The following is a 25,903-nucleotide window of genomic DNA, read 5'->3' on the forward strand; positions in this document are numbered from 1 at the left end:
ATGGCCGGTCTCCTCAGGCGGTGCCGAAGTTGTTGTCGAGAAGGTCGAACAATTCGTCGGCGCTCGCCGAACTGAGTTCACCGGCGTCGGCCGGTGCGCTGCGCTCGTCCCAGCGGCGCAGCAGGGTGTGGAGTCGGGTGCTGATCTCGTCCACGACCGGCAGCCGGCCCAGGGCCCGCTCCAGACGGTCGAGTTCGGCCAGCATCGGGGCGACGGGGTCGGGCTCGGCGAGCAGTTCGCCGTGCAGGTGGTCCGCGAGGACGGTCGGTGTCGGGTGGTCGAAGACGACGGTCGGGGAGATGGCCAGTCCGGTGGCCGCGGACAGCCGGTTACGGAACTGGACGGCGAGCAGGGAGTCGAAGCCCAGGTCGGCGAAGGGCGCGTCGGGCCGGACGGCATCGGGTGTGTCGTGACCGAGGGCGGCGCCGACCTGCTGGGTGACCAGGTCGAGCAGGGCCCGGCGCTGGTCGGCCTCCGGCAGTGCGGACAGCCGTGCCACGAGGTCGTCGCCGTGCTCCGCCGGTGCGGCCTCCGGTAGTTCGGAGAGCAGGTTGAGCTGGCGCGGGGTGGAGACCGCCGAGACGACCAGGTCCCAGTCGACGTCGGCGACGATCAGCGCCGGTTCGTCGCGTTCGACGGCCCGCCGGACCGCCGCCATCACCGAGTCGGCGGGCACCGGCGTCTCGGCGGGTGCCTGTGGCTCCCAGCCGCCGACGGCGACCGAGACGGCGCGGACACCGCGGTCCCGCAGCCGTGCGGTGAGCGCGGCCAGGCCCGCGTACCGGGCGGTGGCGGCAGCCTGCCGTGCCGCGCCCCAGACGCCGCTGAGCGGGTGGAGCAGGACGAAGGTGTCCATGGCACCGGTCTGTTCGGCCGGCACGGACAGCACGGCCTCGGTGACCGGGCCGGCCGGCGGTTCGGCGGGCGCGATCTGGATCACGGTGCGCTCGTCGGGCTCCGGCGGGGCGGCGGGGTCGGCGCTGACCCGGACGCCCTCGGCTCCGTGCCGCTCCAGCCAGCCGGCGAGCCCGCTCGCCAGGGGCTCGTCGGCGCCGCGGACGAGGACGCGGCCGGGTGCCCAGCGTTCGGCGGGCGGCGCGGCCTGCGCAGTGCGCACCAGGCGCCGGGCGTATGTGCCGTCGGCGCGCACCCGGACCTGGTTCTCGGTGCCGGCCAGGGCGGTGCGCAGCCGGCGTACCACCGTGTCGTCGAGGTCGGCGGGCAGGTCGACGAGGCCGCCCCAGCGTTGCGGCTGCTCCAGGCCGACGACCTGGCCGAGTCCCCACAGCGTGGCCTGTTCCGGGTCCCGTTCGGCCTCGGTGGTGACGCACCACAGGGGTGCCTGGATGCCGACGGCTCCCAGGGTGCGCACCAGGGCGGGGATGTCGGCGGGCGGCAGCAGGGAGACCACGCCGGTGACGGGGCCGGTGAGGCCCTTGAGATCGGCGTCGGTGGTGACGGATCCGGGCAGGGCGGCGACGAGCGGGTGGCCGCCGTCGGGCACGACGACCGCCCAGCCGTCCAGCGGTACGGGCGTGTCCTGGTCCGGCAGGGCGCGCCACTCGACCCGGTACAGCAGGTCGGGTGCCTGTTGCGGGGCGCCGGCCGCGGATCTGCCGGGCGTGGGCAGCCAGTAGTGCTCGCGCTGGAAGGGGTAGGTCGGCAGCTCGACATGGCGGCCGGTGCCGGTCAGGGCGGTCCGGTCGACGTCGGCGCCCGCGGTCCACGCCTCGGCGAGGGCGGCGTGCATGCGGTCCCGGCCGCCCTGGCCGCGCTGGAGGGTGCCGACGGTGGTGACCGGGAGTCCGGCGTCCGCGGCTGTGCCCTCGATACCGGCGACCAGCACGGGGTGCGGGCCGACCTCGACGAACAGGGTGTGGCCGGTGCGCAGCAGGCGTTCGGTGGCCGCGTGCAGGGCGACCGGTTCGCGCAGGTTCCGGTACCAGTACTCGGCGTCCATCGTGGTGCCGTCGACGAAGTCCGCGGTGACGGTGGACAGCAGGGGTACGTCGCCCGGGGCGGGCCGGACTCCGGCTAGTTCGGCGAGGAGTTCCTCCCGCACCTGCGTCACGTGGGCGGAGTGCGAGGCGTAGTCGACGGGGACGCGCCTGGCGCGGACGCCGCGGGCCTCGCAGTCGGCGACGAGGGTGTCGAGCGCCTCGGGGTCGCCGGAGACGACGGTCGCGGCGGGGCCGTTGAGCGCGGCGATCCCGATGCGCCCGGCGTGACCGTCCAGGAGTCCGCGGACGGTGGGCTCGTCCGCCGCCACGGAGACCATGCCGCCCTTGCCCGCCAGGGACCGGCGGATGGCCCGGCTGCGCAGCGCGACGGTCTTCGCGCCGTCGTCCAGGCTCAGCACGCCGGCCACCACGGCCGCGGCGATCTCGCCCTGCGAGTGGCCCACGACGGCGTCCGGCCGAACACCGTAGGAGCGCCACAGCTCGGCGAGCGAGACCATGACGGCGAAGAGGGCGGGCTGGACGACGTCGACGCGGCTCAGGGCGGCCTCGTCCGCGAGGACCTCGCGCAGGGACCAGTCCACGTACGGCGCCAGGGCCTCGGCGCAGGCGTCCAGGCGGGCCGCGAACTCCGGTTCCGCGTCGGCGAGTTCGAGCGCCATGTCGGTCCACTGGGTGCCCTGGCCGGGGAAGACGAACACCGTGCGGCCGGAGCCGGCCTCGCCTGTCACGGCGTTCGGTGCGGTGCCGGGCGCGGCGAGCGCGGACAGCAGGGCGTCCCGGTCGGTGCCCAGGACCGCCAGGCGCCGCTCGAAGCGGGGCCTGCCGGCCAGCGTGCGGGCCACGTCGGCGGCGCGGACGCCGGTGTCGCGCAGCAGCCGGTGCAGGCTCGCGGCCTGCTCGCGCAGGGCTCCGGGGGTACGGGCGGACAGCAGCAGGGGCGCGCTGCGGTCCGGGATGCCGGGCGCGGGCGTCGTCACGTCCGGCTCCGGCTCCGGCTGCTCCAGTACGACGTGGGCGTTGGTGCCGCTCATGCCGAACGCCGACACGCCCGCCCGGCGCGGGCCCGTCCAGGGGCGGGCTTCGGTGAGCAGCCGGACGTTCCCGGCCGTCCAGTCGATCCTGGTGCTGGGCTGTTCGGCGTGCAGGGTCCTGGGCAGGGTGCCGTGGCGCATCGCCATCACCGTCTTGATGATCGCGGCGACTCCGGCCGCGGCCTGGGTGTGGCCGATGTTCGACTTCAACGACCCGAGCCACAGGGGCTCCGCGCGGTCCTGGCCGTAGGTGGCCAGGAGCGCCTGCGCCTCGATCGGGTCGCCGAGCGTCGTACCGGTGCCGTGCGCCTCGACGACATCGATGTCAGCAGGGTTCAGACGGGCGTTGGCCAGCGCCTGGCGGATGACCCGCTGCTGGGCGAGGCCGTTGGGTGCGGTCAGGCCGTTGGACGAGCCGTCCTGGTTGACGGCGGAACCGCGGACCACGGCGAGCACCGGGTGTCCGTTGCGCCGGGCGTCCGACAGCCGCTCGACGACGAGCACGCCGACGCCCTCGGACCAGCCGGTGCCGTCGGCCTCCTCGGCGAACGACCGGCACCGGCCGTCGGCGGACAGCCCGCGCTGCCGGCTGAACTCGACGAAGACGTCGGGGGACGCCATCACGGCGGCGCCGCCGACCAGGGCGTACGCGCACTCGCCGGAGCGCAGGGACTGGCCGGCCAGGTGCAGCGCCACCAGGGAGGACGAACAGGCCGTCTCCACGGTGACCGCGGGGCCCTCGGTGCCCAGCGTGTAGGCGATACGGCCGGATGCCACGCTGGTGACGGTGCCGCTGAGCAGGTGTCCCTCGACGCCGTCGGCGGACCCGCTGCCGTAGCCCATCGTGGCGACGCCGACGAAGACACCGCCCTGGGTGCCGCGCAGCGACGTCGGGTCGATGCCCGCCCGCTCCAGCGCCTCCCAGGAGGTCTCCAGGAGCAGCCGCTGCTGCGGGTCCATCGCGAGCGCCTCGCGCGGGGCGATGCCGAAGAACGCCGCGTCGAAGGCACCGGCGTCCTGGAGGAAGCCGCCGCCGCGGGCGTAGAAGGTGCCCTCGTGGTCGGGGTCGGGGTGGTAGAGCCGCTCCAGGTCCCAGCCGCGTTCCGCCGGCAGGTCGCCGATGGCGTCCGTCCCGTCGGCGACCAGCCGCCACAGGTCCTCCGGCGAGGTCACACCGCCGGGGAACCGACAGGCCATCGAGACGATCGCCAGCGGTTCGTCGGCGTCCGTCCGCGGGGTGGCCGCCGGGGACGCACGGTGCGCCGTTCCGGGCGCGGTGCCGTCGAGTCCGGCGTACAACCGGCGCGCCAGGTCGCCGACGGTGGGGTGGTCGAACACCTCGGTGACGGGCAGCCGTACCCCGGTGGCCTCGACCAGCCGGTTACGCAGTTCGACGGCGGTCAGGGAGTCGAAGCCGAGGTCGCGGAAGACCCGGTCGACGGCGACACCCTCGGCGGAGTCATGGCCCAGGACGGCCGCGACGTGGTCACGGACCAGGTCGCGCACCGCCTCCTCGCGGCCGGCCGCAGGCAGCCCGGCGAGGTGTGCGGCGAACGCGGACGCCGGCGGCGCCGGGTCCTCCGCACGGGCCGCCAGGACCGCCCGCACCTCGGGCAGGTCCTCGACGAGCGGGCGGGAGCGCGCCGCGGTGTAGGCGGGGGCGAAGTCCTCCCAGCGGACGTCGGCGACGGCGACCGTGGCGTCCGGCCCGGCCGGCAGGGCGCGCAGGGCGGCGACGGCCGCGGCGGGCGCCAGCGCGGTGAGGCCGCGGCGGTGCAGCCGGTCCAGCGCTTCGTCGTCGGCCATGCCGCCGCCGGCCCAGGGCCCCCAGGCGACCGAGACAGCCGTGAGCCCGCGGGCCCTGCGCCGGGCGGCCAGCGCGTCCAGATGGGCGTTGGCCGCGGCGTAGGCGCCCTGTCCCCCGCTGCCCCAGACGCCGGCGATGGAGGAGAACAGCACGAACGCGTCCAGCGGGGTGTGACCGAGCAGTTCGTCCAGGTGGCGGGCGCCCAGCACCTTGGCCGCGGCGACCTCGGCGAGTGCGGCCACACTGTCCTCGGCGACGGACCCGAGGCCGAGCGCGCCCGCGGCATGCACGACGGCGGTCGGCGGGTGCGCCGCCAGCAGGGCGGCGACCGCCTCGCGGTCCGTCATGTCGCACGCCTCGACGGTGACGCGCGCGCCGAGGGCGGCCAGTTCGGAGCGGAGCGCGTCGGCGCCGGGCGCGGCCGGGCCTCGGCGGCTGGTGAGCACCAGGTGCTCGGCGCCGTCCTGGGCCAGGCGCAGCGCGACGTGGCGGCCGAGCGCACCGGTGCCGCCGGTGACGAGGACCGTGCCGCGCGGCTGCCAGAGCGGACCGGCCGCCGGCGCGTGCTCCAGGCGGCGGGCCCGGACACCGCCGGCCCGCACGGCGAGCTGGTCCTCGTCGCCGCCGCCGGTGACCACGGCGCCCAGCAGGGCCAGGACGGTGTCGTCGACATCGGCGGGCAGGTCGACCAGACCGCCCCACAGCTCGGGCTGTTCCAGTCCGAGGACCTGGCCGAGACCCCAGATCTGCGCCTGCTCGGGCCGTGCCATGTCCCGGTCCTGATACTGATCCCGGTCCCGGTCCCGGTCCCGGTCCTGGTCCTGGTCCTGGTCCACGGTGACCGCGCTCTGCGTCACCAGCCACAGCGGGGCGCCGAGCGCCGCGTCGGTCAGCGCCTGGGCGGCGGTCAGGGTGCCGGCCAGGCCGATGGGTACCGCCGGGTGGTCGGGATGGGGCCGCTCGTCGAGCGCGAGCAGCGACAGGACGCCCGCTACCGGGTCCGGTCCGGCAGCGTCCCGCAGGAGTTGTGCGAGCGCGTCCCGTTCGGTGCCGGCGGCGACGGGGACGACGGGCGTGCCGAGCTCGCGGAGCCAGCCGCGGCAGGCGGCCAGCGCTGTGCCGCCGTCCTCGGTGTCGGGCACCAGGGCGAGCCAGGTGCGGTCGGGCACGCCCGTCCCGGCGGGCTGCGCCGGCTCGGTCCAGCCGATCCGGTAGCGCCACCGGTCGGCGGTCTGCCCGGCGGCGCCGGACGCGGTCGGTACGTTCGGCCAGAACCGCTTGCGCCGGAACGGGTAGGTGGGCACCGCGCGGCGGACGGCGCCGGTGGGGGCGAACAGCGCCTCCCAGTCCGGTCCGGCGCCCACGGTGTGCAGGCGGGCCACGGCGGCCAGCAGGGTCTGTTCCTCGGGCCGGCCGTCGCGCAGCAGGGACACCGCCAGCGGGCTCTCCTCGGGCAGGCAGTCGGGCACCATGCCCGAGAGCACGCCGTCGGGGCCGAGTTCCACGAACGTGGTGGTGCCGGCGGTCCGCAGGGTGCGTACGGCGTCGGCGAACCGGACGGTCGCCCGGGCCTGGCGAACCCAGTAGGCCGGCGAGCACGCCTCCTCGGGGGTGAGTTCGGCGCCCGTCACGGTGGAGACGACGGGGATGCGCGGCGCCGCGTAGGAGAGGCCGGCCGCGATCCGCTCGTAGTCGGCGAGCATGCCGTCCAGGTGCGCGGAGTGGAAGGCGTGGGAGGTGCGCAGCAACTTGGTCCTGCGGCCCCGGTCGCGCCAGTGCCGTGCGAGTTCGGCGATCGCGTCGGCGTCGCCGGAGAGCACCACGGACCCCGGGGCGTTGACGGCGGCGACGGCGACCCGGTCCCCGTACGCGGCGAGCGGTCCTGCCGCCTCGTCGGCGGAGGCCTGGACGGCGAGCATCGCGCCGTCGGCGCGCTGGGCCTGCATCTGCCGCCCGCGCGCGGTCACGAGGACGGCGGCGTCGGCGAGGGTGAGGACACCGGCGGCATGCGCGGCGGCCAGTTCGCCGACGGAGTGGCCGGCGAGCCCCTGCGGGTGCACTCCCCATTCCCGCAGCGTCCGGAAGAGGGCGACCTCGACGGCGAACAGCGCGGGCTGGGCGTACTCGGTGCGCTCCAGGGCCTCGGCGTCCTCGTCCACGACCTGGCGCAGCGGCCGGTCCAGGTGCCGGTCCAGCTCCGCGCAGACCTCGTCGTAGGCGACGGCGAACGCGGGGACGCGGGCGCGCAGTTCGGCGCCCATGCCGAGACGCTGGCTGCCCTGCCCGGTGAACAGGAAGGCCACGGGCTGAGCGGCGTCGTCGCGGGCGCTGCCCTCGAAGACCGCCGCCGAGGGCCTGCCGTCGGCGAACGCGTCGAGCGCGCGCACCAGGGCGTCGCGGTCCTCGGCGAGCACGACGGCCCGGTCAGGCAGCGCGGCGCGGGTGGTGGCCAGCGAGTACGCCACGTCCGTCAGCCCGTCGTCGGCCACGGACCCGCTGCCGAGGAGCGCCGACAGGTTCGCGGCCTGGGCGCGCAGGGCGGGGCGGCCCTTGGCGGCGAGCGGGAACAGCCGGGCTCCGGCGGCCGGGCGGCCGCCGGGCCGTTCCGCGGTGGGTTCGGCGGCGGGTCCGGCGTCCTGCTGCCCGGGCTCCTCCAGGACGGCGTGCGCGTTGGTGCCGCTGATGCCGAACGCGGACACGCCGAACCGGCGGGGCGCTCCGGGCCGTGGCTGCCAGGGCCGCGCCTCGGCCAGCGGCCGTACGGCTCCCGCGGTCCAGTCCACGACGTCGGAGGGTGCGTCCAGGTGCAGGGACTCGGGGAGGACACCGTGCCGCATCGCCATGATCATCTTGATGACGCCTGCGACACCCGCCGCGGCCTGGGTGTGGCCGATGTTCGACTTCACCGAGCCGAGCCACAGCGGCCGGTCGGCGTCGCGGTCCTGCCCGTACGTGGCGATCAGCGCCTGGGCCTCGATGGGGTCGCCCAGCCGGGTGCCGGTGCCGTGGCCCTCGACCGCGTCCACCTCGTCGGCCCGCAGGCCGGCGTCGGCCAGGGCCGCCGTGATGACCCGCTGCTGCGAGGGCCCGTTCGGAGCGGCCAGACCGTTGCTGGCGCCGTCCTGGTTGACCGCGCTGCCCCGCACCAGGGCGAGCACCTGGTGCCCGTTGCGCCGGGCGTCGGACAGCCGCTCCAGCAGCAGAAGTCCGGCGCCCTCGCCCCAGGCGGTGCCGTCGGCGGAGGCGGCGTACGCCTTGGCGCGCCCGTCGGGGGCGATGCCCCGCTGCCGGCTGAACGACAGGAACAGACCCGGTGTGGACATCACGGTCACGCCGCCGGCCAGGGCCAGGTCGGCCTCGCCCCGGCGCAGCGACTGACAGGCCAGATGCAGGGCCACCAGCGCGGAGGAGCAGGCGGTGTCGACCGTGACGGCGGGCCCCTCCAGGCCGAGGGCGTAGGAGACGCGGCCGGAGACGACACTGGCCGCGCCGCCGGTGCTGCCGTAGCCCTCGCTGTCGGCGTGGTCCGCGGGCGCGGCGGCGAGCAGCGCCGGGTAGTCCTGCCCGTTGGTGCCCGCGAAGACCGCCGTACGGCTGCCGCGCAGCGTGGTGGGGTCGAGGCCGGCGCGCTCCAGCAGCTCCCAGGACGTCTCAAGGAGCACGCGCTGCTGCGGGTCCATGGCGAGCGCCTCGCGCGGCGAGATGCCGAAGAAGTCGGCGTCGAAGTCGGCGGCGTCGTCGAGGAAGGCGCCCTCGCGCACGTAGGTGGTGCCCGGGTGCGCCGGGTCGGGGTGGTACAGCCCGTCCAGGTCCCAGCCGCGGTCGGCGGGGAAGGCGCCGACCGCGTCGGTGCCTTCGTCGACGAGACGCCAGAGGTCCTCGGGGGTGCGTACGCCGCCGGGGAAGCGGCAGCTCATCGCGACGACGGCGATCGAGTCGTCGTCGGCCGCGACCGGCACGGGCGCACGGTCCGGCCCGGATGAGCGGTCCGGCCCGGGTACGGCGGCCGCGGAGCCGGTCAGTTCGGCGCGCAGGTGGCGCACCAGGGCGGCCGGGGTCGGGTGGTCGTACACCACGGTGGCCGGCAGCCGCAGTCCGGTCGCGGCGCTCAGCCGGTTGCGGACCTCCACGCCGGTCAGCGAGTCGAAGCCGAGTTCCTTGAACGTGCGCTCCGCCGGGACCGCCCCGGCGCCGGAGTGACCGAGCACGGCGGCGACGTGACCGCGCACCAGATCGAGCAGGATGCGGCCGCGCTCCTCCTCGCCGGCGTCGGCGAGCCGCCGGGCGAGCCCGGTCCCCGCCGCGCCGGGCTCCCCGGCCGCGGTGGCCGCCGCCGCACGGATCCGCCGTACCTCGGGCAGGTCGTGCAGCAGCGGCCGGACGCGGGAGGCGGTGAACGCCAGGAAGAACCGGTCCCAGTCGACGTCCGCCACGGTCAGGCAGGTCTCGTCGTCCGTGACGGCCCGCTCCATCGCGGTCAGGGCGTCCTCGGGGTCCATGGCGGGCAGGCCGTGCCGGGCCAGCAGGTCGCCGACACCGTCGAGGCCTGCCATGCCCGCGCCCGCCCAGGGGCCGAAGGCGACGGAGGTCGCGACGAGCCCCTCGGCGCGGCGCTCCTCGGCGAGGGCGTCCAGGAACGCGTTGCCCGGGGCGTAGTTGCCCTGGCCGGGCACGCCGAAGGTGGCCGCCACGGAGGAGAACAGCACGAAGGCGTCGAGGTCCAGCGTCCGGGTCAGCTCGTGCAGGTGCCGCGCGCCGGCCAGCTTCGGGCGCAGCACCCGGTCGATCTGCTCCGGGCGCAGCGCCGCCACCGTGTCGTCGTCCAGGACGGCGGCGGTGTGCACGACGGCGGTGAGCGGGTGGTCCGGCGGGACCGTCGCGAGCAGCGCCGTCAGGGCGTCGCGGTCGGCCACGTCGCAGGCGGCGATCGTGACGCGGGAGCCGAGTTCCGCCAGCTCCCGGCGGAGCGCGTCGGCGCCGGGCGCCTGTGGCCCGCCGCGGCCGACGAGGAGCAGGTGGTCGGCGCCGCGGCGGGCGAGCCGACGGGCGACGTGCGCGCCCAGGGCGCCGGTGCCGCCGGTGACGAGCGTGGTGCCGCGGGGCTCCCAGGTGCGGGGAGCCCCGGAGCGGGTGCTCCGCGTCGCCCGTGTCAGGCGGCGCACGGACACGCCCGTGGCGCGCACGGCCAGCTGGTCCTCGGTACCGCGGGCCGGGTCCGCCGCGCCGTCCGCGGGCAGGCCCGCCAGGACGGCGGCCAGTCGGCTGCGGGTGTCCTCGTCCAGAGTGGCCGGGAGGTCGACGAGACCGCCCCAGCGGTCAGCGTGCTCCAGGCCGACGACCCGGCCCAGCCCCCAGACCGGGGACTGCGCGGCGGCGGTGAGCCGGTCGGCGGCGTCCACCGCGACGGCGCCACGGGTGGCCAGCCACAGCGGTGCGGTCAGGCCGGTGTCGCCGAGTGCCTGGACGAGCGCCACGGTGGACACCAGACCGCCGGGCGCCGCCGGGCGCCCGGGGCACGGCCGTTCGTCGAGGGCGAGCAACGAGAGCACGCCCGCGACGGGTCCCTCCGCGGCCGCGGCGCGCAGCCGCCCGACGAGGGCCGCCCGGTCGTCGGCGGCCGGTACGGCCACGGTGTGGACGTCCGCGCCGTACGCGGCCGGAACGGCGGCCACCGCGGCGGTGTACGGGTCCTCGGCGAGGTGCTCGGGCACCACCGCCAGCCAGCGCCCGGACAGGGCGTCCGGACCCGGTGCCCGCTCGGCGTCGGGCCGCGGGGTCCAGGTGACGCGATAGCGCCAGGTGTCCGGTCCGGAGCGCGCGGGCGCGGCGGCCCGCGAGGTGTCCAGCCAGTATCGCCGGCGCTCGAACGGATAGGTCGGCAGCTCCGTGCGCCGGGCACCGCTGCCCGCGTACAGCGCCGCCCAGTCCACCGGTGCCCCGTGCACGTACGCCTCGGCCAGGGAGGTGAGGAACCGTTCGGGGCCTCCGTCGTCCCGGCGCAGCGTGCCGAGCGCCGCCGCCGGGCGGTCGGGGGCCTGGTCGAGGGACTCGGAGACGCCCTGCGTGAGCACCGGGTGCGGGCTGACCTCGATGAAGAGCGCGGAGCCGTGGGAGAGCACGTCCGCGACGGCCGGGCCGAAGCGGACCGTGCCGCGCAGGTTGCGGTACCAGTAGCCGGCGTCGAGCTCCGTGCCGTCGAGCACCTCGCCGGTGACCGTGGAGAGGAACGGCACCGCGGCGCGGCGGGGCTCGATCCCGTCCAGCGCCTCGATGACCGCCTCGCGGATCTCCTCGACGTGCGCCGAGTGGGAGGCGTAGTCGACCGGGACCCGGCGGGCGCGGCAGCCCTCCTCCTCGCACGCGGCGAGGAGTTCGTCCAGCGCCCCGGGGTCGCCGGAGACGACGACCGCTCCGGGTCCGTTGACGGCGGCGACGGCCAGCCGGTCGCCCCAGCGGGCGAGGCGGCGCACGGCCGCCTCCTCCGGCTCGGCGACGGAGACCATGCCGCCGCGTCCGGCGAGGGCGCGCAGCGCCTTGCTGCGCAGCGCGACAACGCGCGCGCCGTCCTCCAGGGTCAGCGCACCGGACACCACGGCCGCGGCGATCTCGCCCTGCGAGTGACCGACGACCAGGTCGGGCCGCACGCCGTGGGAGCGCCAGAGGGCGGCCAGGGAGACCATGACGGCGAACAGTGCGGGCTGCACGACGTCCACGCGCTGCAGTCCGGGTGCTCCGGGCTCGGCCAGGACCTGGGACAGCGACCAGTCGACGTACGGTGCCAGGGCGTCCTCGCAGGCCCGCAGTCGCTCGGCGAAGACGGGCGCGGCCTCGGCGAGTTCCAGGGCCATGCCAGCCCACTGCGAGCCCTGTCCGGGGAAGACGAAGACCGTCCTGGCGCCGGGCAGCGCGGTGCCGCGCACCACGCCGGCCAGCGGCAGTGCGTCGCCGGGCGCCGCCTCGGCGAGCGGGCGCAGCCCGGCCGGCCCGCCGAGCAGCACCGCACGCTCGTCGAACGCGGTCCGCTCGGCCGCCAGCGAGTAGCCGACGTCCGCGGGGCGCGGCTGCGGGGCGACGCCCAGGTGCATCGCCAGTCGGCCGGCCTGCCGGTGCAGGGCGTGGGCGTCCCGGGCGGTCAGGATCCAGGGCGGGGAGGCCGGTGCGGTGTCCGGGGCGTGTTCCGCCGACTCGGGTACGGCGTCCGGGACATGCCCCACCGACTCGGCTACGACGTCCGGGACATGCTCCACCGACTCGGCTACGGCAGGCGGGGCCTCTTCGAGGATGACGTGGGCGTTGGTACCGCTCACGCCGAAGGACGAGACGCCGGCCCGGCGCGGGCGGCCCGCGTCCGGCCACGCCGACTGCTCCGTGAGGAGCCGCACCGCACCGGCGGACCAGTCCACCCGGGACGACGGCGTACGGACGTGCAACGTCGCGGGCAGCGTCGCGTGCCGCATGGCCTGCACCGTCTTGATGACTCCGGCGATGCCCGCGGCGGCCTGGGTGTGTCCGATGTTCGACTTCAACGAGCCCAGCCACAGGGGCTGTTCGCGGTCCTGACCGTAGCCGGCCAACAGCGCCTCGGCCTCGATCGGGTCGCCCAGGACGGTGCCGGTGCCGTGTGCCTCGACGGCGTCCACCTCGGCCGCGGTCAGCCGCGCGTCGGCCAGGGCGTCGCGGATGACGCCCTCCTGCGAGGGTCCGTGCGGCGCGGTCAGCCCGTTCGAGGCGCCGTCCTGGTTGACGGCGCTGCCGCGCACCAGCGCAAGCACCGGGTGGCCGTTGCGCCGGGCGTCCGAGAGCCGCTCCAGGAGCAGTACGGCAACGCCCTCGCCCCAGCCGGTGCCGGCGGCGTCGTCGCTGAAGGACCGGCAACGGCCGTCTCGGGCAAGGCCGTTCTGCCGGCTGAACTCCATCAGCATGCCGGGGCCCGACATCACCGTGGCTCCGGCGGCCAGGGCCAGGGTGCACTCGCCCGTGCGCAGCGCGCGTGCCGCCATGTGCAGCGCCACCAGCGACGACGAGCAGGCCGTGTCGACGGTCACGGCCGGACCGTGCAGGCCGAAGGTGTAGGAGATACGGCCCGAGGCGACGCTGCCTGCGCCACCGACCAGGCCGTATCCTTCGGCCTCGGCCGGTATCTCGTGCAGCCGGGGCAGGTAGTCCTGGCTCATGGCGCCGACGAAGACTCCGGTGGCGCTGCCCCGCAGCGTGGCCGGGACGATACCGGCCCGCTCGAACGCCTCCCAGCTGGTCTCCAGCAGCAGCCTCTGCTGCGGGTCCATGGCCAGCGCCTCGCGCGGCGAGATACCGAAGAAGTCGGCGTCGAAGTCGCCCACCCCGTCCAGGAATCCGCCGAAGCCGGTGTGGGAGGTGCCGCCGTCCTCGCCGCCGAGCAGGGCGTCCAGGTCCCAGCCTCGGTCCTCGGGCAGTGGCCCGATGGCGTCGGTGCCGGACTCCACGAGCCGCCACAGGTCCTCGGGGGAGCCCACCCCGCCGGGCAGCCGACAGCTCATGGCGACGATCGCGACGGGCTCGTCCACCGGCCCGTCCACCGGCCCGTCCACCGGTGCGGCGACCGGCGCGGCACTGTCCGCGCCGTGCAGAGCGCGGTGCAGGAAGGACGCGACCTCTTCGACGGTGGGGTGGTTGTAGACCAGGGCGGCGGGCAGTCGCAGGCCGGTGGCGGCGGCCAGCCGGCCGCGCAGTTCCAGCGACGAGTGGGAGTCGAGGCCGAGCGCCTTGAAAGCCAGCCCGGCATCGACCTCGTCCGGGCTCGCGTGTCCCAGGACGGCGGCGGCGTGCGATCTGACCAGCTCGGTCAGTGCGGGCAGTCCGGTGTCGGCGGCCTCCGTCACGGCCGGGGCGGGCCCGGCGGCCCGGTCGAACCAGTAGGACTGTCGCTGGAACGGGTAGGTGGGCAGGGTGACGCGGGTGGCGCCGGCGTGCGCAGAGGACCAGTCGACGTCGACGCCCTGGACGAAGAGTTCGGCCGCCGAGCGCTTCAGCCGCTCCAGTCCCCCGTCGTCCCGGCGCAGCGTCCCGCCCGTGATCACGTCACCGGCGGTCTCCGCCACCGCCGCGGTCAGCACCGGATGAGCGCTGGCCTCGACGAACACGCCGTATCCCGCGCCCGCCAGAGTCCGTACGGCCGACTCGAACTCGACGGTCCGACGCAGGTTCCGGTACCAGTACCCGGCGTCGAGCTCCGCGCCGTCCGCCCAGTCCACGTCCACGGTCGAGAAGAAGGGGACGCTTCCCGCGCGGGGGGTCACGTCCCGCAGGGCGTCCAGCAGCTGCTCCTCGATCTCCTCCACCTGTGCGGAGTGGGAGGCGTACTCCACGGGCAGCCGACGGGCGCGGACGTCCCGCGCCTCGGCACGGGCCTCCAGCTCCGCGAGCGCCTCGGGGGCGCCGGCCACGACCACCGACGAGGGGCCGTTGACCGTGGCGATCGAGAGCCCCGGCCCGAGGAGCGCGCGGGCCTCCGCGGCCGGCAGCGCCAGTGACGTCATGCCACCGCGTCCGGCTAGGGCGCGCAGGGCCCTGGCGCGCAGGGCCACCACCCGCGCACCGTCCTCCAGCGACAGGGCGCCCGCCACCACGGCGGCCGCGACCTCGCCCTGGGAGTGGCCGAGCACCGCGTCGGGGACGACACCCCATGACCGCCACGTCGCGGCGAGCGACACCATGACCGCCCACAGGACGGGTTGGACGACCTCGGTGCGTAACAGTGCGTCCGCGTCGCCCAGCACGTCGGCCAGACGCCAGTCCGTGAACGGTGCCAGGGCCTGTTCGCACTCGGCCATGCGGGCGGCGAACACCGGTGAATCGTCCAGGAGTTCACGCGCCATGCCCACCCACTGCGAGCCCTGCCCGGGGAAGACGAACACCGTCTTGCCCACGGGTGCCGCGGCGTGTCCGGTGACCACGTCCTCCCCGGCTCCGCCCGCCGCCAGCGTCCGCAGCCCGGTCCCGCCCAGGGACACCGCACGGTGGTCGAAGAGCGTGCGGGACGACAGCAGGGAACCGCCCAGATCGACAGGGTCCGTACCAGGGTGGTCGTCGATCCAGTCGGCCAGTCGCGCGGCCTGCGTGCGCAGCGCGGCCTGCGTGCGCCCGGACACCACCAAGGGCGTGGCGCCGGGTGCTGCGGGCCGTTCGGGAGAGGCCGGCGCCGTGGCCCCGTCCTGCTCGTAACCGGCCACCACCACGTGGCAGTTGGCACCGCCCAGGCCGAAAGAGCTGACGCCTGCGATCCGGCGGTTCCCACGCCAGGGGCCGCGTTCGGTGGCCACCTTGAGGTTCAGCTCGTCGAGGGGGATGCCGGGCGGCGGCGTGTCGAAGTTGAGGCTGGCCGGGATCTCGCCGTGACGGACCGCCAGGACGGTCTTGAGCAGGCCGACGATACCGGCGGCGCTCTCCAGGTGGCCGACGTTGGTCTTGGCCGAGCCGACGACCAGCGGTGAGCCGGCCGGCCGCGCGGAGCCGATCGAGGCGCCCAGTGCGGCCGCCTCGACGGGGTCTCCGACCCTGGTGCCCGTGCCGTGCAGCTCGACGTAGTCGACGTCGGCGGGCGACACCCCGGCGGCCCGCTGGGCCAGTTCCACCACCTCGCGCTGCGCCTCGACGTCGGGCACGGTCAGCGCGCTGCCGCCGCCGTCGTGGTTGACGGCGCTGCCGAGGAGCACGCCGTGGATGGTGTCGCCGTCGGCGACGGCCCGGTCGAGCAGCTTCAGCAGCACCAGGCCGCCGCCCTCGCCGCGCACATAGCCGTCGGCCCGCGCGTCGAAGGTGTGGCAGCGCCCTGTCGGCGAGAGGGCGCCCACGCCGGCGGCGACCAGCGCGGTGTCGAGTGCCAGGTTCAGGTTGACGCCACCGGCCAGCGCGGTGACGGACTCACCGCTGCGCAGGCTCTGACACGCCAGGTGCACCGCGACCAGGGACGAGGACTGCCCGGTGTCGACGAGCTGACTCGGGCCGCGCACACCGAGGGTGTGCGAGAGCCGGTTGGCGATCAGGGCGCGCTGTGTGCCGACCAGCGTGTGATGGGTGATCTCGTCGGCGGACTGCCGCCGCAGGGTGGCGTAGTCGTCCCATCCCGCGCCGACGAACACGCCCGTGCGGGTACCGGCGAGCGCGGCGGGCAGCAGGCCCGCGCGTTCGACGGCCTCCCAGCCCAGTTCCAGGACGAGGCGCTGCTGCGGGTCCATCGCGGCGGCCTCGCGGGGCGAGACACCGAAGAAGGCCGCGTCGAAAGCGTCGGGATGCTCGATGAACCCGCCCCAGCGCGCACTGGCGGCGTTCGGCGTTCCCACGGCGTCGATCTGGGCGCGGGTCCACCGGTCGGCCGGCGCCTCGGTGATGGCATGCCGTGCGTCGAGCAGCAGCCGCCAGAAAGCCTCCGGGTCGGGCGCGTCGGGCAGTCGGCACGAATAGCCGATGACCGCGATGGCAGCCTGCTGCAGGTCCGTCGTAGTCAACGCGTACTCCTCAACATGCCGGACCTTTTCCGCATTGTTTCCGTGCTGTTCAGCAGGTTCACAGGTACAGGTATCCAACGCGATCCCACGAAGCATCGCCGGTCAATCCAAACCAATGCCGCCCAACCTCACGGCCTCCATAAGAGCAGAGACCAAAGCCCGTTACGCATGCAGCAGGCAACGACCATTTGATGCTAGCGCACACCATGGACATGATTCACGCCAGAGTTTTTGAGCCACGTCCTGGAATGCGGGCCCTTCTCTGCTTTATATCCACCGCCAACTGGACAGACCCCACATATCGGGATGAGAGGGCCCCGAGCAGCAGATTCGCGCCAGTCCGGAAACCGCCCACAGTGCTTCAGATCACCACCACAGCAAGGCACTTGAGCACTCGACCGGACTGGACAAGCCGATCGCACGCAGGGTAGACAAGCAGGGTATGGCCATTCACGGCAGGCGACCCGGAGGTTTCACCGGAACCACTCGACGACAAAGCCGCGTCAAGAGACCCCGATGCAATCCGCTTTTAACTCGGCCGCAATCCGAGCGCCCCTCCACCGCCAGACCGGAGCCATCAGCAACTAAATTCAAAATAAACCTTCATATTTTCAATGCGGCAATCACCCGGGGCCATTCACCACCACGACACCGAAGGCCGCCGCGGTCAAACCCCACCTCACTCTGCGCAAAACGGACGTTTGCCGACGGGATTACACGATGGCCGAACAACTCGCTTTCTCCGAGACATTGCATGCGTATCTCCGTGAGGTCTCGCTCAGGGAGGATCCTGTACTGACCGCCCTTCGCGACTTCTCCGCGCAACTGCCGGGGGGTGCCGCGATGCAGGTGTCACCGGAGGAAGGGCAGCTCCTTGCTCTCCTGGTCCGCCTGACCGGCGCGGTCAATGTCCTGGAGGTCGGTACCTTCACGGGCTACAGCACGCTGTGCATGGCGCGTGCCCTCCCGTCCGGGGGCCGCCTGACGACCTGCGACATCACCGACCGCTGGCCCGGCATCGCAGTCGACTACTGGCGGAAGGCGGACGTCGAGGACCGCATCGAGCTGCGGATCGGTGACGCCAGGGACACCCTTGACGCGCTGCACCAGGAGCACGGAGCGGGCCACTTCGACCTGGTCTTCATCGACGCGGACAAGACCGGTTACCTGCACTACTACGAGAAGGCGCTGACGTTGCTGCGGCCAGGCGGTCTCGTGGTGGTGGACAACACCCTGTTCTTCGGGCGGGTGGTGGATCCGGAGGCCCAGGACGCCGACACCGTCGCGATCCGCGCGTTCAACGCCTTCCTACGCGAGGACGAGCGGGTCGACGTGTCCCTGCTTCCGATGGCCGACGGCATCACCCTCGCCCGCAAGCGATCCGCCTGAGGACGCCCCGACCGCCGCGGCCAGAACCGTGGCGGCGGGACGGCCGTGAAGAGCGTCCGGCTCCCGCCGGGCCCCGGCGACCACCCGTCCGCGTACTCGGCCGCCGAGCACGAGTCATGCCCAGAAAGCAGGAGCGACGATGACGACCGAGCCGATCGCGGTTCTCGGTGCCGGTGTGATGGGCGTGGGTATCACCACGCTCCTGGCGGGCCATGGCCTGCCGGTACGGCTGGTGGACAACGACCCCGAGAAACTGACGCGCGCACCCGGCAGGATCCGCCAGGAACTGCGCATGGCCCAGCTCATGGGCGCCCTGCCCTCGGACCGTGCCCAGGGCGAGGTCAGCCCGCACGGCGATTCGTCCGCCGTCCGCGGCGCGCGACTGGTGATCGAGGCGATCACCGAGGACGCCGGCCTGAAGAACGCGGTGCTGTCCGAGGTCTCCGCGCTCGTGTCCCCGGGGACCCCGATCGTCTCCAACACGTCCTCGATCCCCATCGACGAGCTGGCTGACGCCGTGCTCCGCCCCGCCGACCTGATCGGCACGCACTTCATGAACCCGCCGGCCCTGATCGGCACCACCGAGGTCATCCGCGGCGTGCGCACCGGTGAGACGGCCCTGGAGGCGGTACGCGGCCTGCTCCACGAGGTCGGTCGCAGGCCCGTGGTGGTCCGCGACGCACCCGGCTTCGTCACCAGCCGTCTGCTGCACCCGATGATCAATGACGCGGCACGGGTGGTCCAGCAGGGCACGGCGACCGCCGAGGACGTCGACGCGCTGATGCAGGGCTGCCTGGGCCACCCCACCGGACCACTGCGCACGGCGGACCTGATCGGCATCGACAACCTCGTCGACTCCCTGTGGGTGCTGCTCAAGCGCACCGGCGACGAGGGCTGCCGCCCCTGCGACCTGCTGCTGCAGAAGGTCGCCGACGGCCACCACGGCCGGAAGACCGGACGCGGTTTCTACGAGTACGAGGAGAGCACGACATGACCGTCCCGACAGACCGGCCCGCGGACGTCCAGGCGGCCGTCCTGGCCTTCGTCGAGACCAGGACCAAGACGAGCTGGGACCCCGGCGCCGACATCTTCGCGGCCGGTGGGCTCAACTCACTGTTCGCCATGGAGCTGGTGGTCCACCTGGAGAAGACGTTCGGCATCTCCATCGGCGGCGCCGACATGCGTCTGGAGAACTTCCGCACGGTCGACTCGATGGTCCAGCTCGTCACAAGGCTCGGCGGGAACACCCGTGCCTGACCGGCTCGCCGCCGAGGTCACCGAGCTGGTGGGCGACCAGGCCGACCACTGGGACCGGACCGGACTGATCCCGCACGAGCTGCTACGGAAGATGTCCGCGCGCGGCATGCTCTGCACCCAGGTTCCGCAGGAGTACGGCGGTCTCGGCCTGAACAGCGCCCTCAGCGGCGAGTTCACCGCGCACGTCGGGAGTCTGTGCAGCTCGCTGCGGAGCGTGATGACCTCGCAGGGCATGGCCGCCTGGGCCGTCCAGCGCCTCGGTGCCGCCCAGCAGCACACCGATCTCCTGGGCGGCCTGGTCGGAGGCCGGCTGGCGGCCGTCGGCTTCAGCGAGGCCGAAGCGGGCAGCGACGTCACCGCCATGAGCACCACCGTCCGACCTGACGGGGACGACGTGGTGGTGAACGGCACCAAGGTGTGGATCACCGCGGCCCACTACGCCGACGAACTGGTGGTCTTCGGGCGGTACGGGGAAGGCGGCGCGGCCGTCGTGATCCCCGCGGACACTCCCGGTGTCACCGTCGAGCGGGTGCCCGATCCGCTGGGCTGCCGCGCCGCCGGACACTCCACGATCCGCCTGGAGGACGTCCGGGTACCGGCACGGCGGCTGCTGGGCGGGGCGGGAATGCCGCTCTCGATGCTGGTCACCCTCGTCCTGGCGTACGGACGCATGTCCGTGGGCTGGGGCTGTGTCGGCATCCTCCGCGCCTGCCTGGCCGCGGCAGGCGCGCATGCCCGCTCCCGCCACCAGTTCGGCAAGCCCCTCGGTGAACACCAACTGGTCGGTCGGCACCTCGCCGAGCTGCTGGTCTCCGAACAGATCGCCACTCGGGCATGCGAGCACGCGAGCGCCCTCTGGGACGCCAACGCCACCGACGCGGTCACCGCCGTCATCCTGGCCAAGCACGTCGGTGCCACCCAGGCGGCACAGGGGGCCGCCGCGGCGGTGCAGGTCCTGGCATCCGCCGGCGCGGACAACAGCAGCCTGGTCGCCCGGGCCTACCGGGACGCCAAGCTGATGGAAATCATCGAGGGCAGCAACGAGCTGTGCCAGGTCATGCTGGCCGAGCACGTGCTGTCGGACTCGTGAAGACGTCGGACTCATGAAGGAGACGGCCCATGGCCGAGCGGCCGACGACGGTGAAGTGCCTCGTCTGGGATCTCGACAACACACTGTGGCAGGGCACCCTGCTGGACGGAGACGACGTCCGGATCACGGACGGCATCAAGCACGTGGTCGCCGAACTGGACCGGCGGGGCATCCTGCAGGCGGTGTCCAGCAAGAACGACCACGACCTCGCGTGGCAGCGGCTGGAGCAACTGGGCGTGGCCGAGTACTTCGTCCTCCCGCACATCGGCTGGGGACCGAAGTCCGACTCGGTCCGGTCCATCGCCGAACGACTCAACTTCGCCCACGGCGCGATGGCGTTCATCGACGACACACCGGCCGAGTGCGCCGAGGTGTCGTACCACCTGCCGGAGGTGCGCTGCTACGACGCCGGGCAGGTGACGGACCTGCTGAACCTGCCGGAGTTCAGTCCCGCCTCCGTCACGGTGGACTCGACGCGACGCCGTGAGATGTACCAGGCCGGTTTCCGCCGGGACGCCGAGCGCGAGGAGTACAAGGGAGCGGACGAGGACTTCCTGCGCTCGCTCGACCTGTGGATGTCGATCAGCAGGGCGACCGACGAAGAACTGAGCCGCGTCGAGGAACTGACCCTGCGCACGAGTCAGATGAACGCGACCGGGGTGCACTACGACGACGCCGCGCTGCGCCGGCTGATGGCCGACCCCGAGCACGAGGTGCTGGTCGTCACCATGGGCGACCGGTTCGGGCCGCACGGCGCGGTGGGCCTGATCCTCCTGCGCCGGCAGCCCGGGGCATGGCACCTCAGGCTGCTGGCGACCTCGTGCCGCGTGGTGTCCTTCGGTGCCGGCTCGGTCATCCTCAACTGGCTCATCGATCAGGCCGCCACGGCTGGAGCGCATCTGAGCGCCGACTTCCGGGCCACTGACCGCAACCGCATGATGGAGATCGCGTACCGGTTCGCCGGCTTCGACGACCAGCCCTGCGGGTGTCACGACGGGCAGCAGGCATCAGTCGACGGCGCCGTCGATGTCCAGCGCCTCCATCTGGTTCCCGCACCGCGGTCCGGACCGGCCACCATGTCGCTCGACGCGGTCGACCTCGCCAAGGGGACGTCTCGGTAGGGCCGGGGCCCGGCAGGGCGGCTGACGCTGAACCGTTCTCGAACCGACTGGGTGTTCGGCTCTGTTCCGCGATGCCATGCCGTGGTTCTGCCGCCCTGTCGCGGTGAGACGGGAGAAGCCGCCGAGTCGGCCGGTCCACTCCGCGGCGCCAGAGACCTTTGACCGCCGACCGAGCCGTCACCCGCACCAGGGCTTACGGCAGTCGCCAGTCCACCGGCTGTCCCCCCTGCTGGACCAGCAGGTCGTTGGCGCGGCTGAACGGGCGGGAGCCGAAGAAGCCACGGTCCGCCGACATCGGGGACGGGTGGGCGGACTCGATCGCCGGGAGATCCCCGAGCAACGGCCGCAGATTACGCGCGTCACGCCCCCACAGGATGGACACCAGCGGCTTGCCACGTGCCGCCAGCGCCCGGATCGCCTGCTCGGTGACCTCCTCCCAGCCCTTGCCCCGGTGCGCACCGGGGCTGCGCGGCGCCGTCGTCAGCGCCCGGTTCAGCAGCAGCACCCCCTGCTCCGTCCACGGCGTCAGATCGCCACTGGACGGCCTGGGCGCTGCCAGGTCGGAGTGCAGCTCCCGGAAAATGTTCTCCAGACTCCCCGGCAACGAACGCACCTCGGGCGCCACCGCGAAACTCAGCCCGATGGCCATGCCCGGCGTGGGGTAGGGATCCTGACCGACGATCAGGACGCGTACGTCATCGAAGGGCTGCTGGAAGGCCCGCAGGACATTCGCCCCGGACGGCAGGTAGGTCCGGCCGGCCGCGATCTCGGCCCGGAGAAAGTCCCCCATCGCAGCGATACGTTCGGCCGCAGGTTCAAGAGCCTTCGCCCAGCCTGCTTCAACAAGTTCATACAAGGGTCGTGGTGCCACAGCGCGTCACCCTACTGGCACACACCGGGTTCCACACAGACGCACAAGTCTCCCCGCACGCACGACGCCCGCGGCGCTACCCTTCCTCCTGATCAAGGTCATCGAGCCGGTCCGGCAATGCGCGCAGTCGGCCACCGGGAAGGAGGGGAGCCTGTTGCATCCAGTGACCAGGCCACTCCGCCGTCGACATCGCACCCTGCCGGGCAGCCTGATCGACATCTACCGGGAGCTCGGCACCGACCCGGGCCTGCCCCAGCCGTCCGACGGCGCCCTCACCCCCTGGAGCCGGCAGGGCGCCCTGCTGCTCAACAGGGCGCCGGCCGGCTGCGGCAAGCCGCCGGTGTCCATCCCGTGGGGCCGCGACGCCCGCAATCTCCGCCCGCTGCTCGGCCGGCTGCCGGCGGTGGAGTCCGCGCATCCCTCGCCCATGTCGGCGGACCGCGGCTTCTTCGGCTCCCGCCCGTTCAGCCGCGCCAACGCCCTGCTGATCCAGCAGGGGGGACAGCCGGTGGACCGGCGCCTGCCGTGACCGACGAGGGTGGTGGATCCCGGGGCACGGAACTCGCTGCGGGGTCCGGCGCCGGATTCGGCGCGGGATTCCTCGCGGTCGACTCCGGTGGCTCCGGGCTACGGGCCGTCGTCGGCGTGCCGGGACGCGAGCCGTCGGCGCCACGGGCCTCCCGGGAGCCGGTACGGACAGGGGCGCGGGGCATCGACCCCGGGCATCTGCTGGAGCAACTCCTGCCCATGGCCCGGGCGTTGGCCGACTCGTACGGGCTGGAGCGGGTGACGACGGTCGTCGTCGGTGCCGCCGGGCTGGCCAGTCTCGGCGACGCGCTGCGGGCCCAGCTGCCGGGCGCGCTGGCCCGCGAGCTCGGTGTGCGGACGGTCGCGCTGGCCGCCGACGCCGTGACCGCGTACGTCGGCGCCCTGGGTCCGCGCCCGGGCGCGGTGGTCGCCGCCGGGACCGGGCTGATCGCGATCGGCACCGATCTCGCCGGGTGGCGGCGGGCGGACGGCTGGGGACACCTGCTGGGCGACTGCGGCAGTGGCGCCTGGATCGGCCGGGCCGGCCTGGAGGCGGCGCTGCGCGCCTTCGACGGGCGGGACGGCGGCTCGGCCGCGCTACGGGCCCGCGCCGAGGAGCGGTTCGGGCCGCTGCCCGGGCTGCCCGGGCAGCTCTATCCGCGCGCCGACCGGCCCGCCGTACTGGCCTCCTTCGCCCCGCACGTCGCGGACTGCGCCGCTGCGGGCGACCCGGTCGCGGTCGCGATCCTGCGTGCCGCCGCCCGGCACATGGCCGAGTCGGCCGCCGCCGTCTGCCCCACTGCCGGTGGGCCCCTGGTCGCCCTCACCGGCGGCCTGTCCAAGCTGGGCGATCCGCTTCTCGTACCGCTGACCGAGGAGTTGGCGCGGTCGCTTCCGCGGGCGCGGCAGGTGCCGGCGGAGGGTGATCCGCTGCACGGAGCGGTACGCGTCGCGAGTGACCTGGTCACCGGACGGCTCACTCTCCCGGGTGATGAAAAGCTGCTCTTCGTGGTGCGTACAAAAAGGGATTGATCCCACTGGGACATGAAGTATCCGACAGGTGAAGGGATCACCTCCGAATCATGCGTAACTCATCAGACAAAACCGGACGGATACCGCTCACCTGCACCCTCCCCGAACAAGGGAGCCCAGATAGCCAGTAACATGCGGCGCCATGAGCTCCCCCACTGGGCCCGCCGGCCTGCCAGTACGAATGCCGCGCCCCCGCCAGCCCGGACGGCACCGCCGTCCCGAGCCGCTGGTGGCTCCCGAGGACGCGCCCGCTCTCGTCCTCGCGGTACCGGGGACGCCCAGCGCGACCACGCGCAGCCTCGCCGATGAGGTCGTGAGCATCGCCCGTTCCGAGCTGCCCGGCCTGGACGCCCGCATCGGGTACCTGGACGGGAACGACGCGGAGTTCCCCACCCTCCAGTCCGTGCTCGCCCGTGCCGCCGAGGAGCGCACCGCCCGCTACGAGCAGGCCGTCGCCGCCGGCGTCGAGGGGATCAAGGCCCCCGACGGCCCCGTCGCCGTCGTCGTACCGCTGCTGGCCGGTCCGGACAGCGCGCTGCTGCGCCAGGTCCGCCAGGCGGTCATGGAGAGCCGGGTCGCCGCCGACCTGACCGACGTCCTCGGTCCGCACCCGCTGCTCGCCGAGGCGCTGCACGTGCGCCTCTCCGAGGCGGGTCTGGCCCGTGCCGACCGGGCCCGGCTGTTCACCGTGGCGACGGCCGCGGACGGCATCATCCTCGCGTCCGTGGGCGGCGACGAGGCGGTGCAGGCCGCCGGGATCACCGGCATGCTGCTCGCCGCGCGCCTGGCCGTGCCGGTGATGGCCGCCGCGCTGGACCAGGAGGGTTCGATCGCCTCCGTCGCGGAGCAGCTGCGGGGTTCGGGGTCGCAGCAGCTGGCGCTGGCGCCGTACCTGATAGGGCCGGAGATCGACGCGGCGCTGGTGGCGGCGGCCGCCGAGGAGGCCGGTTGCGCCACCGCCGACCCGCTGGGGCCGTACCCGGCGATCGGCAAGCTGGCGCTGGCCAAGTACACGACGGCGCTGGGCATTGCTCCGCAGCAGCCGCAGGGTGCGCCTGTACGTTGACAGCCGGCAAAAGCCGACGGCTCCCTTTCCTGGAGAGGGGGCCATCGGCTTTTTTTGGGGTGGTACGGCAGGCCCTCGGCTGCGGGCCGGTGGGGGCTCAGCGCGCAGTTCCCCGCGCCCCTCCGGGGCGCTACGGCCGCCGCAGATCATCACGGTCCCGCAGCCCTGACGGGGCGCTTCAGTCGAAGACGATGCAGGAGGGCGCCGGGATCTCCACCGTGCCGTCGTAGCGGGGCAGGCCCGTGTGCTGGTCGATCGTGAACCAGGTGATGTTGCCCGAGCGCTCGTTCGCGGCGTAGAGGAAGCCTTCCGACTCGGTGATCGCCCGGGGCCAGTGGCCCCCGCACGGGACCGTCGCCGTCAGGTGGAGCTGGTCCCCGTCGACCGTGAACGTGGTCAGGACGTCCTCGCCCCGGGTCGCCGTCCAGACGAAGCGGCCGTCGGCGGAGACGGCGATGCCGGACGGATAGGCGTCGCCGGCCGGGGCGCCGGGCAGGACCGGGGTCTCGGTCAGTGGTTTCAGGGTGCCGGTGCCGGCGTCCCAGCGGCACACGGTCACGGTCGGGGTGAGTTCGTTGACGACGTACGCGTACCGGCCGCCGGGGTGGAAGGCCAGGTGGCGGGGGCCGGAGCCGGGGCGCAGGGCGAACTCCCGGTGGAGGGCGGGGGTGCCCTCGTCCAGGGTGCAGACGCGGACCGAGTCGGTGCCCAGGTCGACGCTGACCGCCCAGCGGCCGCTCGGGTCGGGCTGCACCTGGTGGGCGTGCGGGCCGCGCTGGCGCCGCTCGTGCGGGCCTGAGCCGGTGTGCCGGAGCTGCCCGGAGGGGGCGGGGGCGAGGGTGCCGTCGGGGCGGACGGGGACGGCGGTGACGCTGCCGGAGCCGTAGTTGGCGGTCAGGACATGACCGTCGAAAACGCTGAGGTGGGTGGGACCGCTGGCGTCGACCGGGACCGGTGGCCCGGCGAGCCGCGGCTTGTCGTCGTGGACGTGGTACGCGGCCACCGCGCCGTCGGCGGTCTCGCTGACCGCGTACAGGGTGCGCCCACCGGGTGCGAGGGCGAGATACGACGGGTCGGGGACGCCGTCGACGCCCTCCAGGAGGGCCAGGGCGCCGCTGTCCGGACGGACCGCCGCCGTGACGACCCCGGGGCCGCCCGCGGCCGTGAACGACCCGATGAACGCCCTCCGCCGCCTGCCGCCGTCTGCCACCGCTGTCCCCTCTCGCCACGAGCCGCTACGAGCCGCCACAAGCCGGTACGGGTCAGT

The 25,903-nt window shown here is 74.1% G+C and carries 10 protein-coding genes and 1 pseudogene; 8 read left to right on the top strand and 3 right to left on the bottom strand.

The window, feature by feature from the left end:
* Positions 1-13: 13 nt before the first annotated feature.
* Positions 14-16,282: an SDR family NAD(P)-dependent oxidoreductase gene (locus tag ACFWPS_RS40000; RefSeq protein WP_383715047.1), complete on the bottom strand. Its 16,269-nt coding sequence runs from the start codon at positions 16,280-16,282 to the stop codon at positions 14-16.
* A gap of 720 nt (positions 16,283-17,002) precedes the next feature.
* On the opposite strand from ACFWPS_RS40000, the gene ACFWPS_RS40005 reads away from it, so the two are divergent.
* The 5 genes from ACFWPS_RS40005 (at position 17,003) to ACFWPS_RS40025 (ending at position 21,139) form a co-directional block, all read left to right on the top strand.
* Positions 17,003-17,671 (top strand): O-methyltransferase, encoded by a 669-nt coding sequence (locus tag ACFWPS_RS40005; protein ID WP_383715049.1) that lies wholly within the window; start codon positions 17,003-17,005, stop codon positions 17,669-17,671.
* A 139-nt stretch (positions 17,672-17,810) separates the two neighbouring features.
* The gene (locus tag ACFWPS_RS40010; RefSeq protein WP_383715052.1) at positions 17,811-18,665 is read left to right on the top strand and encodes a 3-hydroxyacyl-CoA dehydrogenase family protein; all 855 of its coding nucleotides are present in this window, start codon (positions 17,811-17,813) and stop codon (positions 18,663-18,665) included.
* Positions 18,662-18,928, top strand: a complete 267-nt coding sequence (locus ACFWPS_RS40015; RefSeq protein ID WP_383715054.1) for an acyl carrier protein — start codon at positions 18,662-18,664, stop codon at positions 18,926-18,928. The genes ACFWPS_RS40010 and ACFWPS_RS40015 overlap by 4 nt, the downstream gene beginning before the upstream one ends.
* Positions 18,921-20,018 carry an acyl-CoA dehydrogenase family protein gene (locus tag ACFWPS_RS40020; protein ID WP_383715057.1) on the top strand — a complete coding sequence of 366 codons (1,098 nt, stop codon included), beginning with the start codon at positions 18,921-18,923 and terminating at the stop codon, positions 20,016-20,018. Before ACFWPS_RS40015 ends, ACFWPS_RS40020 begins: the two co-directional genes overlap by 8 nt.
* 29 nt (positions 20,019-20,047) lie before the next feature.
* Positions 20,048-21,139, top strand: a complete 1,092-nt coding sequence (locus ACFWPS_RS40025; protein ID WP_383715059.1) for an HAD-IIIC family phosphatase — start codon at positions 20,048-20,050, stop codon at positions 21,137-21,139.
* A 193-nt stretch (positions 21,140-21,332) separates the two neighbouring features.
* Here ACFWPS_RS40025 and ACFWPS_RS40030 read toward each other — a convergent pair whose 3' ends face one another.
* On the bottom strand, positions 21,333-22,010 hold the full coding sequence (locus ACFWPS_RS40030; protein WP_383715062.1) for a uracil-DNA glycosylase: 678 nt from the start codon (positions 22,008-22,010) through the stop codon (positions 21,333-21,335).
* 190 nt (positions 22,011-22,200) lie between these two features.
* Here ACFWPS_RS40030 and ACFWPS_RS40035 point away from each other — a divergent pair.
* The 3 genes and pseudogenes from ACFWPS_RS40035 to ACFWPS_RS40045 all read left to right on the top strand — a co-directional run.
* Positions 22,201-22,539: pseudogene (locus ACFWPS_RS40035) on the top strand (uracil-DNA glycosylase); the annotation flags it as partial.
* A 116-nt stretch (positions 22,540-22,655) separates the two neighbouring features.
* Positions 22,656-23,570 (top strand): N-acetylglucosamine kinase, encoded by a 915-nt coding sequence (locus ACFWPS_RS40040; protein WP_383715100.1) that lies wholly within the window; start codon positions 22,656-22,658, stop codon positions 23,568-23,570.
* Positions 23,571-23,712: 142 nt separating this feature from the next.
* Complete coding sequence (locus ACFWPS_RS40045) at positions 23,713-24,636, top strand: sirohydrochlorin chelatase (protein ID WP_383715064.1); 924 nt, start codon at positions 23,713-23,715, stop codon at positions 24,634-24,636.
* A 178-nt stretch (positions 24,637-24,814) separates the two neighbouring features.
* On the opposite strand, the gene ACFWPS_RS40050 is transcribed toward ACFWPS_RS40045, so the two are convergent.
* On the bottom strand, positions 24,815-25,846 hold the full coding sequence (locus ACFWPS_RS40050; protein ID WP_383715067.1) for a lactonase family protein: 1,032 nt from the start codon (positions 25,844-25,846) through the stop codon (positions 24,815-24,817).
* Positions 25,847-25,903: the final 57 nt, after the last annotated feature.

The organism is Streptomyces sp. NPDC058457, from assembly GCF_042720695.1.
In the GTDB taxonomy this organism is placed as follows: domain Bacteria; phylum Actinomycetota; class Actinomycetes; order Streptomycetales; family Streptomycetaceae; genus Streptomyces.